Source organism: Enterococcus sp. DIV0213h (assembly GCF_051711285.1).
GTDB classification, from domain to species: domain Bacteria; phylum Bacillota; class Bacilli; order Lactobacillales; family Enterococcaceae; genus Enterococcus_D; species Enterococcus_D casseliflavus.
This window is the reverse complement of record NZ_JBIOMH010000001.1, coordinates 452,300-465,643: the sequence shown is the minus strand read 5'-3', so window position 1 is coordinate 465,643 and position 13,344 is coordinate 452,300. Positions and strand designations below refer to the sequence as shown.

Here is a 13,344-nt window from a genome sequence, read left to right as displayed (position 1 = left end):
ATTGGATTGGTCTTGTTCTCCTTATTCATCAAAGGTAGGAATGTCTTCTGGTTGCGGCTCGATCAAGACTTTCCGTGGCTTGCTGCCTTCAGAAGGGCCAACGACACCTTGATCTTCTAATTCATCCACTAACCGAGCCGCTCGGTTATAGCCGATGCGAAAACGTCGCTGCAAGAGAGAAACGCTGGCGGTCTGCATTTCCACCACAAGGGCTTTGGCATCTTCGAATAGCTCATCTTGCGGTTGTCCGCTGCTGCCGGTACTCGTTTCTTCCTCAGTGACCATCATTTTTTCTTCATAATTGGCTTCTTGCTGATCGGTCACGAATTCAACCACTCGTTCGACTTCTTGGTCGGAAATAAAGGCCCCTTGGACCCGAATCGGTTTGTTCTCACCCATCGGCAGATACAGCATGTCGCCGCGGCCCAGCAGTTTTTCGGCCCCGTTCCCATCAATGATGGTCCGCGAATCGACACCGCTGGAAACCGCAAAGGCCATCCGTGATGGAACATTGGCTTTGATGATCCCTGTAATGACATCCACACTTGGTCGTTGCGTTGCTAGGATCATATGGATACCTGCTGCCCGTGCCATTTGCGCCAAACGAATGATGGCATCTTCGACTTCGTTGCTGGCAACCATCATCAAGTCGGCTAACTCATCGACGATCACTACAATGAATGGCAAGATCGGACGATTTTCGCCGTCTTCTAAATTCTTATTGATCACTAAATCGTTGTAGCCAGTAATGTTTCGGACCCCAGTTGCCGCAAATTTTTCGTAGCGCTCTTCCATTTCCTTGACCACTTTTTGCAACGCTTGCGCCGCTTTGCGGGGATTGGTCACGACAGGTGTCAAGAGATGGGGAATCCCATTATAAACATTTAATTCAACCATTTTCGGGTCAATCATCATCAGTTTGACTTCATGGGGTTTTGCCCGCATCAAAATACTGGTGATGATGCCGTTGATGGCTACGGACTTCCCGCTCCCGGTCGATCCGGCAATCAAGAGATGGGGCATTTTCGTTAAGTCTGCCGTTTGGACACGGCCAGAAATATCGCGTCCTAAAGGTACTTCTAATAGTTTATCTGGATGATCCGGTTGGGCTTCGATCACTTCTCGGAATGAAACCATGCTGACTGCACTGTTTGGAACTTCGATCCCAATCAATGATTTCCCTGGGATCGGCGCTTCCATCCGCACATCTTTGGCAGCTAAGGCCAAGGCGATATCGTCGGTCAACCCGACGATTTTGCTGACTTTGACCCCTACTGCTGGTTGAACTTCGAATTTGGTTACTGCTGGTCCTAAGCTGGCTTTGACGACTTTTGCGTCAACACCGAAGCTTTGGAAGGTGGTTTCTAACACACCGATATTTTGTTCGATCTTTTTGTACTCGCTGCTTTGATCCGTTGAAGGGATCGAATCGAGTAATTGCGCTGAAGGCAATTCATAATCACGATTTTCAGCTTCTTCGGAAATCTCAAATTCCAACACTTCACCATCATCATCAAGGATCTCTCCGTCTTCATTGACCTTTTTGCTTGGTCCCGGTTTGTTTCCTGCTGGATGTGGTGCTTGAGCGGCCTCTGGTCCCGCCGCTTGCGGCAATTCCTGGAAGTGGTCGATGGGTACAAAGCTCAGCTGCTCTGGTTCAAAATCAGCTGGCGCTTGCATCTGTTGTTCTTTTGCTGATTTTTCGTCTTCTGTCATTGGTCGGACTTGATTCTTTTCTTTGATCTCCGCCATGACTGCTGCTCGTTCGGCTTCTTTTTTGGCTTCTTTCGCAGCTTGTTTCTCTGCTGCTCGTTCCGCTTTGCGGGCTTCTCGTTCGGCTTGCTTTTCTGGAGAGCCTTCTAACAACCGCTGCAGCTTGTCACCAGCTGCTTGCAGGTGCTCGACTAACTCGTGGCTGCTCATTTGGCTGAACAAGAACGCCCCAATCATCATGAGTAAAACAGCGATGATGTAGCTGCCGATCTGGGAAACAAGAAAATAGGTCGCCCCATAGAGCATGGCGCCAATCATTCCGCCCCCGACATTTTGGGTCACTTGGCTGCGCCGAATATCGCCTAACAGCGTCATCCACGTCGTTTGGAAGATATTGGCTTGTTCTCCCACCACATTACTAAAGATTTGCGCATGGAGGATGATCAGTAATCCAAAATACACCAATACACAGCCAATCACTCGCCGAATACTCTTAAAGCGAGCATCGGTCGTTTTGATCGCTAACCAGACACCATAAGCGGCTAGGGCAACACTCAAAAATTGGTACGTGTTTCCGCCAACGATCCGAAACCCGTTGGCAATCAAGGTTCCTAAAAAACCTAAATGGAAAAAGCCAAATATCGAAAACAAGACAAAGAGCAGGCCGACGCCGACCAGCATTAATTTCTCTTGCTGTTTTTGTTGTTTTTTTGTTTTGCGTTTCTTTGCGCGTTTTTTTTGCGCCATTTCTATCCCTCTTTTCATCTTTCCCTATTATAACGAAAAAAGAAGGCGAACAAAAGTTTTCCTGTGAGAAATTTTGGTTCGCTGTTGGAATTTAAGGAAAAAAGAGGATGTCTGCCAGATATAGCAGTGATCATCCTCTTTTTAGCTGCTGCACAAATTCAGCGACTGTATAGACAATCAGTCCCGATGATTCAAAATCAGCTGTATTGGTCGTTACTAGACTGTCGATTTGATTTCGCTTCGCACAAGCTGCTAAAACAGCATCCTCAAAATCGGTCATTGTTGAATCAAGCGCCTGAAGGCAATCTGCTTCCGTAACTGTTAAGACGGTATGCACTTGGATCAGTTTTTTGACTTCCCTCCGAGCATCGACTCCTGCTGCTCCATCGAGAATATAGAAAAGATCCGTTAAGGTACTTGCCGTAATCACGCCCTCGCAAAGTCCATAAATGGAACTGTTGTATATCTGTTTGATGGCTTCTTGATGGATTTTAGACCCTCTTCCTAATAAATAGTCAAGGATCACATTGGTGTCAATCACGACTCGTTTGGCTTTGTATTTGGTCATGCTTATTTTATTCTCCCAGATATTTTTTCCTACGCCGTTCGTTTCTTACTTTTTTGATGTCCACAACGTCAGGTGTTTCAAATGAATCTGCTAAAATGCCTTGCAAAGAATCGACTAAACGAAGTTTCTCCTCTGGGGACAACGCTCCTACTGACTGCTTTTCTGTAATAACTAACTGTTTTTTGCCATTGACTTCTTCTGCCAGTTCCATTTCTAGTTCAGAACCTACATGGAGATCCAATTTCCGAATCATTTTCTTAGACAAGCGAACCCCCTGTCCGTTGCCCCACTTAATCAAATGAGCGGTCTCTTTATAATGTTCCACTCGGCTCCCCCCTCTTTATCGGAATTTCCTTACTACCTATCATTATAACATGAGCACGCATATGTATACACAAGTATATACTTCAATCGTTCCTTCTTTCCTTAAATACGCAAAAAAAATGAATGTATAAAAAAACACCAACTGCTAAGCAGCCAGTGCCTCTTGTTGACTTGTTTTAGTTTGGTGTGACGTCTTCGCCAAACCACTTTTCAGAGATTTCAGCAAAGGTGCCATTGTCTTGCAATTCTTTCAAGCCATCATTGATTTTATCTGCCATGGCTTGATCGTCTTTACGCACACCTACAGCAAAATCTTCTGCTTCAAAGGGGCTTTCGATTTCGTTGAAGTCATCGGTTTTGCCTGTTTGAGTCAAATAATATTCTGCGTAGACGCGGTCGATCAAAAGACCGTCGATCCGACCGTTTTCTAGATCGATAAAGGCTTCATTAAAGCTGGCATACAAGGTTGCGTCATTGCCGTCTACGAGATCCTTCAAAACTTCCGGTTGGTTGTTGAAGGTCTCATAACCAGAAGAACCTTCTTGGGCGCCTAAGACTTTGCCCTCCATATCATCAAAGCTAGTAATGCCGCTGGCTTTTGCTGTGACCAAGACTTGTTTGTTTTCCATATAAGTATCTGTAAACAATACTTTTTCTTCACGAGCTGCGGTTTTGGTATACCCGTTCCAGATTATATCGATGGTGCCATTGCTTAGTTCGGTTTCTTTCATGGACCAATCGATTGGTTGAAATTTGACTTTGGTTCCTGTTAGATCCAAGATCGCTGTTGCTAAATCCACATCAAACCCAACGATGTTGCCTTGGTCGTCTTTAAAGCCCATCGGTACAAAAGTATCGTCTAGGCCGACGATTACTTCTTCTTTGTCAGCGGCACTGGTTGTGGTGTCATTGTTGCTGCCACACGCCCCTAATAAAAACACACTTGCTGCTGCGATTCCCGTCAATAGTAATTTTTTCATTTCGTTCTCCCCCTTATTCTCCTGCTACTTTTAATAATTGATCGCCGATATTTTCGGCAAAAACCAAATCATGGGTCACCACGATCTGGGTCACTCCTTCTTTTTTCAGATCCAAGATCAGCTGTTCGACTTGCTGTCTCAAGCCTGGATCTAAGGCGCTGGTAGGCTCGTCATAAGCCAACACTTTGGGATTCATCGCCATCGCTCGTGCGATAGCCACCCGTTGCCGCTGCCCCCCGGACAATTGGAAGGGATATTGGGCTAGTAGGTCACTTAACCCTAGTTTTTCTGCCAACTGTTCGGCTTTTGCTGTATACGCGGCCTTGTCTTGTTTTAGCACCATTTTTGGCGCCAAAGTGATGTTTTCAAAAACTGACAAGTGCGGAAACAATTGGAAGTCTTGGAAGACGACACCGACGACTTGTTCTTGTTCTTTTGTGTCGGTGGGATCAAAGGCTTTGCCATCCAGTAAAAAGCTTCCAGAATCGATCGTTTCTAAACCAGCCAGTGTCCGAAGCAAGGTAGTTTTCCCACCACCGGAAGGACCGACCACCGCTAAGATACTGCCGTCTTCGATCGTCAAGTCTAGCTGATCGATGACTTTTTTAGCGCCAAATGACTTTGATACTTGTTTTAGTTCTAACATATGTGGTTCCTCCTAACGGTAATAGTCCAGTTTGGTCTCGATTTGTTTTAACAATAACGTAAAGACGCCTGTCATCACCAAGTAGATCAAGCCGACCCCGACTAACGGAAGCAAGGTACTGTCTCGCTCCATGGCGATTTTCCCGATTCGCATCACGTCTGACAATCCTAAGATGTAAACGAGGGATGTGTCTTTGACAAGATTGATGACTTCATTGCCGACAGATGGCAGGGTGATCTTGACGACTTGTGGGATGATAATTTTTTGGATCGTTTGGATCGGGGACAAACGCAAGACTTTCGCGGCTTCGTATTGTCCTGCTGGAATCGATTGGATCCCTCCACGGAAAATCTCGGCAAAATAAGCAGCGTAATTGATAATAAAGGCGATCAAGGCTGCTTCAAAGCGGTCAAAGACGATCCCTAAGATCGGCAGACCGTAGAATACGAAGATCAGCTGTAGCAATAAAGGCGTTCCTCGCATCAACCAAACGTAGACTTGCACGATCAATTTCAAAATACGCAGGCGACTGGCTAAAACAAAGGCCAACAAGATGCCTAAGGGAATGGACCCGATTAAGGTCAGTGCGAACAATTTAACGGTGATTCCAGTTCCTGAAATCAGTTGGGGCATAACATTGACTAAATACTCAAACATGGTGACTTCCTCCTTGATAGGTTTCAATTTCGATTAGCAGCGATACAGCTTAGCGACGGTTGGCTCCGACGCTTATGTGACGCTATACGTTGGCTGGTGAGGGGCAACTGGCAAGTTTCATTTTTCTAAAAAAGCAAAACAAAAAAAGCGCACACTGGCATTTGCCAGAGGACGCTTGATACGTGGTTCCACCTCAATTTGCCTTTCCTTCACAGGAAAAGGCCTCGTGCAGTCCTTATGATCCTTCCACTTTCTGTTTTCGGTGAGATGCAAAAAAAAGAGAAAAAAAACGTCCCCTAGCCATTACAGCTAAAGGACGTTATCAACGCGGTTCCACCTTTGTTTATCAGTGCTTCACAGCAACTGAACTCAGAAAGTCATCAATCAATGACTGCTGCTGTAACGGGCAAACCCGGTCTCTCCTACTTTTCTTTCGGAAAAACGACTCCAAGATGTGTTTCACAACCATGCGTTATCTCTTTGCACCAACCAGAGACTCTCTACAAACAGCAAGCCTTGCTACTCTTCTTTTCGATGTCTGTTTCATTAAGTTGTGTCTTACTTTACTCGCTCTTAAAGAAAATGTCAAACATTTTTTCTGAAATTTTCGAAACTTTGTCGCATGCACCGCTTTCGAGGGGAAGATTCAGGGAAAAGAAGACGCAGCTGCTTAACCGAAGTACGCTTCAGCTAAGGCTTGTCCTTGCTTGATTTTTGCCCATTGCTGTTCAGTCGAAAGCTCATTGCCGCAGTCACAAGAGGCAAAGCCGCATTGATGAGAAAGATAAAGCCGCTCCTTAGGAATGATTTGGCTGGCTTTGTCTAATAAAGCGATCACTCGCTCTTCATCGTCTAATGTGGCGGTTTTGCTGGATAATAAGCCTAAGACAACTTCCACTTCTGGACGATCTTTCAGCGCTTCTAAAGCCGAGATATCACCAGCACGGTCATCGTCCCACTCTAGGAAAAAGCGGTCATAATGCTGATCACGCAAGAATTTTTCGGCGATCGCTTTGTAGGTACCGCTGGCGGCCGCGCGGCTTTGGTAATTGCCGCGGCAGTTGTGGGTCCAGACTTTTAATCCTAATTCGTGGGCGTAGTCAGCGACTTCGTTGTTGATCGCCACAAATTCATCGGCTAACGCTTCTAAGCCGTCATTGCCTTGGGTGAAGAAGCTCTTGTCATTGTCTTCGGCGAATAATTCCCATAAACAATCATCGAACTGAACGATTTCACCACCTGCTTCTCGGTATTCCTGCAAGAATTCCTTGTAGGCGTTAAGCAGCCCTTCCCGCAAGGCTTCTTTCGTTGGATACACCTGACCTTCACCAACGAGGTCGTTAAAGACAGTCAGCTCGGTAAAGGCGTGGGCAGCCCCCCAGACGGTGATTTTGACTGGCAGGTCGCCAGCTTGGCGTTTGGTTTCTTTAAACAACGTCAAGTAATGATGGTTTTTGCCAGATAATGGTTCTGTGATTCGGATGCCGATGTCTTTACGTGTCTCAAAATGTCCACCGTCCAAATCTTCAAAGGCATACCCATGATCGGAGATATAGCGCTCAACGCCTTTTAATCCCCAGAGAAAATCCAGGTGCCACATTGAGCGGCCATGTTCGCCGTCTGTGATGACTGTAATGCCGTGTTCTTTTTGCGCTGCAATGATGTCAGCGATCGCTTTTGCTTCCGTTTCTTGGTAGCCAGGAAACGCATCATAAAACGGGTAGCGGATGTCCTCCCGATGCTCGATTTGATTTTTGTAGTCCAATAAATCTTGTGGTCGTAACAATGACCCCACAAGCTGAAATTTGTCTGTTGCCATATCCATTCCTCCTATACAAAGTTTTCAAAATTGTTAGATTTATTCTAGCAAACATCTTATACTATAGATAATACTTATAAACTTATATATTCCATAGGCAATACCTATAACATAAAAAGGAGGTTGTATCCCATGCGTATCCAGCAGCTTGAATATTTGGAAAAAATCGTAGAAACTGGCTCTTTCAATGAAGCCGCCAAACAGCTTTTCATCAGTCAGCCCTCCCTCTCTCAAGCCATGAAAGAGTTGGAAAAAGAGTATGATCTGCAGCTGTTTTACCGCAGTAAATTAGGGGTGACCTTGACCGATGATGGCCGTTCCTTTCTCAACTATGCTCGAAATGTTTTAGACCAAGTCAATCTCTTGGACGAACGCTTTCGCAAAGACAGCCATCGCAAGCATGTTTTCAGTGTTTCCGCACAACACTATGCCTTCGTCGTCCACGCCTTCGTGGAGCTGGTCAAACAGTTAGGGGAAGATGAATTTCAATTCACCTTGCGGGAGACCCAGACACAAAATGTGCTGGATGATATCCAGACGTTTAAGAGCGAATTGGGGGTCATTTATCTGAATGATTTCAACACGACGGTACTCACCCGTTTGATCCACGAAAAAGACCTGCAATTCATTCCTTTGTTTGAAGCCAAACCCCACGTCTTCATCGGCCGAGAAAATCCCCTGACTCAGAAAAAAAGCATCACATTAGCTGATTTGGAACCATATACCTATTTGTCGTACGAACAAGGGGAAACCAATTCCTTCTACTTTTCTGAAGAGATCTTAAGCACTTTACAGCGCAAAAAACACATCCGCATCAGCGATCGTGCCACGATCTTCAATTTGATGGTGGGTCTCAACGGCTATACCATCAGCTCTGGAATCATCAGCAGTGAGCTGAATGATGAAAAAATCGTTGCGATCCCTTTGGAAGTCGATGATGCGATGACACTAGGTTACCTAAAACACAAGAAAATGGAACTGAGTGAGATGGCTTTGGACTATCTCGCCTTGTTGAAGCAGCATATCAAAAACTACGGTTTCGACGTCTTTTAAAAAAAACGATCCGCAGACAGTCGGTCGGGCTACCTTAGTAAGGTGTCCCGACCCTGTTGCGGATCGTTTTGTTTCTTTTGTGCTTTTTTTGTTCTTAAACTGTCTTATGTTGGCGTTGTGGAGAATAAATCAACGCAATGGTTTCCATTCCCACTCTTCGACTTCGGCGATATCATAGCCGTTTTCTCGAATAAAGTCATGGTGATACGCAACGGTGTCTGCCATTTTTTGGGCAAAGTCCGTTGCTTTTTCTCCATAGACCCATTCGGCGGCGTCTTTGGCTAAGTGGAAGCGATCCAATTCAGAAAGGATCCGCATATCAAACGGTGTCGTGATGTCGCCATTTTCTCGGTACCCATGAATATGAAGCTGTTGGTTGCGACGGCCAAAGAAGATATCGCGAATCAGTCCTTCATACCCGTGGAAAGCAAACACGATCGGTTTGTCTTTCGTAAAGTAGGCTTCGAATGCTTCATCGCTCAACCCACGAGGATCGACTTCTGGACGACGCAATTTCAATAGATCGACCACATTGATGAAGCGGACTTTCAACTCTGGGAAGGCTTCAATCAGCAAGGAAACAGCGGCTAAAGCTTCCAAATTCGGTTCCGTCCCAGCAGCTGCGATCACAATATCGGGTTCTTGTCCTTCATCTGTCGATGCCCAGTCGATGACTTTCAAGCCATCTTTGACAAGCACTTTCGCTTCATCCGCCGAGTAAAACTGCGGACGTGGGTGTTTTGAAGAGACCACTAGATTGATCTTTTCTTCAGAAGCGAGTGTTTCTGCCATGACAGCCATCAAGCTATTGGCATCGGCTGGCAAGTAGACCCGCACAAAGTCGGCTTTTTTCTCTGCAATATGGGTCATGATCCCTGGATCTTGGTGGGTGTACCCATTATGGTCTTGTTGGAAGACCGTTGATGAAGCAATCAAATTCAATGAGGGGTACGGGTTGCGCCATTCAAGATCATGGGCTTTTCGTAACCATTTGAAGTGTTGCGTGATCATAGAATCAACGACTCTTAAGAATGACTCGTAGCTGGCAAAGAAGCCATGACGACCCGTCAGCACATAGCCTTCCAAGAAGCCTTCTGCTTGATGTTCTGATAATTGTGAATCAATCACACGGCCCACTGAAGACAGCCATTCATCATAATCAGGATGTTTTGGCTCCAACCATTGGCGGTCTGTGACTTCAAACACATGGTTCAAACGATTGGATTTGGCTTCATCTGGGCCAAAGATGCGGAAGTTGTCGGGATTTTCTTTGATGATGTCACGGGCAAATTTCCCAAAGACCATCATGTCTTGGGCAGTCGTTTCCCCAGGTGTCTCAATCGCAATGGCATGTGCTTGCCAATCTGGCAAGCGTAGCGGTTGCGGATCGATCCCCCCATTGGTGATCGGATTGACCGCCATCCGCTGCTCTCCTTTTGGTGCCAATTCTTGAATCTCAGCTTTGATGCGGCCGTTTTCGTCAAAAAGCTCTTCTGGACGATATGACTGCAGCCAATCCGTCAAAGCATCCACGTGTTCCATATGTTTCGCATTGACAGGGATCGGTACTTGGTGGGCACGGAAGCCCCCTTCAATCGGCTCACCATCCCAGACTTTCGGTCCAGTCCACCCTTTCGGTGTGCGAACGATCAAAACAGGCCAATGAGGCATAGCGGCTTCTTCCGCAGAACCTTTGCGGGCTTCTGCTTGGATCGCGTGGATCTGTTCAATGGCTTGATCCATTTTCTGTGCCAATTGCGGATGAACGGCTTCTGGATCGTCCCCTTCTACGAAATAAGGGGTCCAACCCATGCCTTCAAAATATTTCGTGAGATCTTGGTCACTTTTACGAGCCAAGATCGTTGGATTGGCAATTTTGGCGCCATTTAAATGCAAGATAGGCAAAATTGCGCCATCATTGACTGGATTGATAAAGGTATTTGAAAACCAGCTGCCCGCTAATGGTCCAGTTTCGGCTTCGCCATCACCGACCACTACTGCTGCAATGACATCGGGATTGTCTAAAATAGCTCCGGTAGCGTGGGCGATGGAATAGCCTAGCTCGCCGCCTTCATGGATCGAACCTGGCGTTTCAGGTGCCGCATGAGAAGCGATCCCACCTGGGAAAGAGAAGGTTTTGAATAGATGTTTCATCCCTGCTTCGTCTTGGGTGGCTTTTGGATAGATCTCGCTGTAGCTGCCGTCTAAATAAGCATTCGCAACCATGACTTGTCCGCCATGGCCTGGTCCTTCGATATAAAACATGTTTAAGTCGTACTTATTGATGACGCGATTGAGATGGGTGTAAATAAAATTTTGCCCTGCGATCGTTCCCCAGTGACCAATCGGATTCACTTTCAAATCTTTTTCTTCGATAGGGCGGCGCAATAAGGGATCGTCTTTCAAATAAATCTGACCAACGGAAAGGTAGTTGGCTGCTCGCCACCAAGCGTTCATTTTCTGATAATACTCTGGTGTATCGTAGGTTGTCTTCATTGTGCTCCTCCTTTTAGTCCATTGTTCCACTCTTACATAAAAGTCTATGCCCCCTATATTTAAAAGTCAATTTTGCTGATTGCTGGTGCTTTCAGGGGTCTGCTTATCCGCACTTTGCAGCTAGAAGGCAAGAAAGCTTAAGAAAAACGCAAAGAAACCGCCGACCATCGCCAACGGTTTCTTTTGTGATTGGGTACTTATTTGATCGTTACGTATTCTAATCCCACAAGCTTCGCCCATGTTTCGATCTGATCAGAATTTAGGACAAGTGAGACAACGGTGTGATGGCCACCGCCTGTTTCGATCCACTGTTTGACGCCATCGTGGAAGTTTGGTTTTGGTGTCCACATTACTCGTGCAACCGGTAGTTTTGGTGCTTCTTCAGTTGGCTCAAAGGCATCGACTTCATTGATCAATAATTTGTAGTGGGTGCCAAAGTCGGCCATCGAAACCACGACACCTTCGCCGCCTTGGCCGTCAAAGACGAGTCGGGCTGGGTCTTCACGATCCCCCATCGACAATGGCGAAACCACGATTTTTGGTTTGTTGGCTGCTAATACTGGATCGACTTCCATCATGTGGGATTGCAAGATGGCTTCTTTTCCTGGTGTCAGCTCATAGGTATAGTCTTCCATAAAGCCAGTCGCTTTATTGTGGGCCATGATTTTCATCAAGCGGTCAATAGCGGCGGTTTTCCAGTCCCCTTCACCAGCAAACCCATAGCCTTCTGCCATCAAACGTTGTACAGCTAAACCAGGCAACTGCTGCATACCATATAGGTCTTCAAAGTTCGTGGTAAATGCCGTATAGCCGCCTGCTTCAAGGAAGCGGCGCAGACCGATTTCTTGTTTGGCTTGGGCTTTGACATGACGTGCCCATTCTTCTTTGTCGTAATCGCCATAATCGAAATCATACAGCTGGCTGTATTCTTCAAAGAGTGCATCGACTTCTTCGTCAGTCACCGCATCGACGACTTGAACCAAATCGCCGATCCCAAAATAATCAACGGTCCAGCCAAATTGGATCTGTGCTTCGACTTTATCGCCTTCGGTCACCCCAACGTTACGCATGTTGTCGCCAAAACGAGCGACTTTGATTTGGAAGCTTTCATTGTAGCCGACTGCCACGTCCATCCAAGCAGCGATTTCTTTTTGGATGGCTTCATTTTTCCAATAGCCGACAACGATTTTGTTTTGCTTTTTCAAACGGGCATTGATAAATCCATATTCTCGGTCACCATGAGCCGCTTGGTTCAAGTTCATGAAGTCCATATCGATGGTTTCCCATGGAATTTGTTCATTGTATTGAGTGGCAAGGTGCAGCAATGGTTTTTGTAATAATTTCGTGCCGCGAATCCACATTTTTGCTGGTGAGAAGGTATGCATCCAGGTGATCACCCCAGCGACTTCATCCCGATAGTTGACTTCTTTCATGATTTTCGTAATCGTATCGGCAGTAACAGCGAGTTCTTGTAAAACGACTGGATAAGGCAGCTTTGAGCTGTCATTTAAGCTTTTGACCATTTCTTCTGCATGGTCCCGTACTTCTTGTAATGCTTCTTCTCCGTATAAGTGCTGTGATCCTACGACGAACCAAAATTCTTTTTTCCCGATTTCTAACATTCTACTTGCTCCTTTTTCGTTATTTTTGCCCGTAATAGGCATTTTCTCCATGTTTGCGTAAATAATGCTTGTCTAAGACCCGCTGCGGCAATTCGGGTGCGTAACTGTTCAGCTGACGCGTGATAAAATTCATCTTAGCGACTTCTTCTAAGACCACTGCGTTCATCACCGCCGCATCCGCCGTTTTGCCCCAGGTAAACGGTCCATGACCGTGAAGCAAGACACCAGGAATTTCTTCTGGCGTGATGCCGCGTTCCTTAAAGGTTTCGACGATCACCTGTCCTGTTTGTGCTTCATAACCTTCATCGATCTCGGCTTGCGTCAAAAAGCGCGCACAGGGGACTGCTCCATAAAACGTATCGGCATGGGTCGTGCCCATCGCTGGCAGATCGAGTCCTGCCTGAGCCCAGCTCGTCGCCCAAGTAGAATGGGTATGGACAATTCCACCAATTTCTGGAAATGCTTTGTATAAAACGGCATGCGTTGGCGTATCGGAGGAAGGATTTTTCGCTCCTTCCACTACGTTGCCCTCAAAATCACAAACCACCATATCACTGGCTTGCATGGTTTCATAGTCAACACCGCTAGGTTTGATGACAAACAATTGTTGTTGGCGATCCACTGCTGACACATTGCCCCAGGTGTATTTGATCAATCCTTGCTTCGGCAATGCCAAATTGGCCTGAAAGACTTCTTCTTTTAATCCTTCTAACACAAAA

The 13,344-nt window shown here is 46.2% G+C and carries 11 protein-coding genes and 1 other annotated feature; of the genes, 1 reads left to right on the top strand and 10 read right to left on the bottom strand.

Annotated elements, in window-relative coordinates:
- Positions 1-21: 21 nt before the first annotated feature.
- The 7 genes from IGI77_RS02225 to IGI77_RS02195 all read right to left on the bottom strand — a co-directional run bounded on the left by IGI77_RS02225 (position 22) and on the right by IGI77_RS02195 (position 7,460).
- A complete protein-coding gene (locus tag IGI77_RS02225) occupies positions 22-2,460 on the bottom strand; it encodes an FtsK/SpoIIIE family DNA translocase (RefSeq protein ID WP_005231469.1) in 2,439 nt (812 codons plus the stop codon).
- A gap of 130 nt (positions 2,461-2,590) precedes the next feature.
- Positions 2,591-3,028, bottom strand: coding sequence for a PIN domain-containing protein (locus tag IGI77_RS02220; protein WP_438769320.1), 438 nt, complete (start codon positions 3,026-3,028; stop codon positions 2,591-2,593).
- Between the two features lie 7 nt (positions 3,029-3,035).
- Positions 3,036-3,353, bottom strand: a complete 318-nt coding sequence (locus tag IGI77_RS02215) for an AbrB/MazE/SpoVT family DNA-binding domain-containing protein (protein ID WP_438769318.1) — start codon at positions 3,351-3,353, stop codon at positions 3,036-3,038.
- A 175-nt stretch (positions 3,354-3,528) separates the two neighbouring features.
- Positions 3,529-4,332, bottom strand: coding sequence for a transporter substrate-binding domain-containing protein (locus IGI77_RS02210; RefSeq protein WP_438769316.1), 804 nt, complete (start codon positions 4,330-4,332; stop codon positions 3,529-3,531).
- Between the two features lie 13 nt (positions 4,333-4,345).
- Positions 4,346-4,978 (bottom strand): amino acid ABC transporter ATP-binding protein, encoded by a 633-nt coding sequence (locus IGI77_RS02205; RefSeq protein WP_005227272.1) that lies wholly within the window; start codon positions 4,976-4,978, stop codon positions 4,346-4,348.
- Between the two features lie 12 nt (positions 4,979-4,990).
- Positions 4,991-5,635, bottom strand: a complete 645-nt coding sequence (locus tag IGI77_RS02200; protein ID WP_010748717.1) for an amino acid ABC transporter permease — start codon at positions 5,633-5,635, stop codon at positions 4,991-4,993.
- 309 nt (positions 5,636-5,944) lie between these two features.
- Positions 5,945-6,179 (bottom strand) — a binding site (T-box leader).
- Between the two features lie 126 nt (positions 6,180-6,305).
- Positions 6,306-7,460, bottom strand: coding sequence for a cobalamin-independent methionine synthase II family protein (locus IGI77_RS02195; RefSeq protein WP_005227269.1), 1,155 nt, complete (start codon positions 7,458-7,460; stop codon positions 6,306-6,308).
- A gap of 126 nt (positions 7,461-7,586) precedes the next feature.
- Here IGI77_RS02195 and IGI77_RS02190 point away from each other — a divergent pair, with 126 nt between their 5' ends.
- Positions 7,587-8,507, top strand: a complete 921-nt coding sequence (locus tag IGI77_RS02190; protein WP_005227268.1) for a LysR family transcriptional regulator — start codon at positions 7,587-7,589, stop codon at positions 8,505-8,507.
- Between the two features lie 129 nt (positions 8,508-8,636).
- On the opposite strand, the gene IGI77_RS02185 is transcribed toward IGI77_RS02190, so the two are convergent.
- The 3 genes from IGI77_RS02185 to IGI77_RS02175 form a co-directional block, all read right to left on the bottom strand.
- Positions 8,637-11,003, bottom strand: a complete 2,367-nt coding sequence (locus IGI77_RS02185) for a phosphoketolase family protein (RefSeq protein WP_438769315.1) — start codon at positions 11,001-11,003, stop codon at positions 8,637-8,639.
- A gap of 197 nt (positions 11,004-11,200) precedes the next feature.
- Entirely contained in the window at positions 11,201-12,625 is a 1,425-nt protein-coding gene (araA, locus tag IGI77_RS02180; RefSeq protein WP_005227266.1) for an L-arabinose isomerase, read from the bottom strand.
- Positions 12,626-12,644: 19 nt separating this feature from the next.
- Complete coding sequence (locus IGI77_RS02175) at positions 12,645-13,340, bottom strand: L-ribulose-5-phosphate 4-epimerase (RefSeq protein ID WP_008376133.1); 696 nt, start codon at positions 13,338-13,340, stop codon at positions 12,645-12,647.
- Between the last annotated feature and the right edge of the window lie 4 nt (positions 13,341-13,344).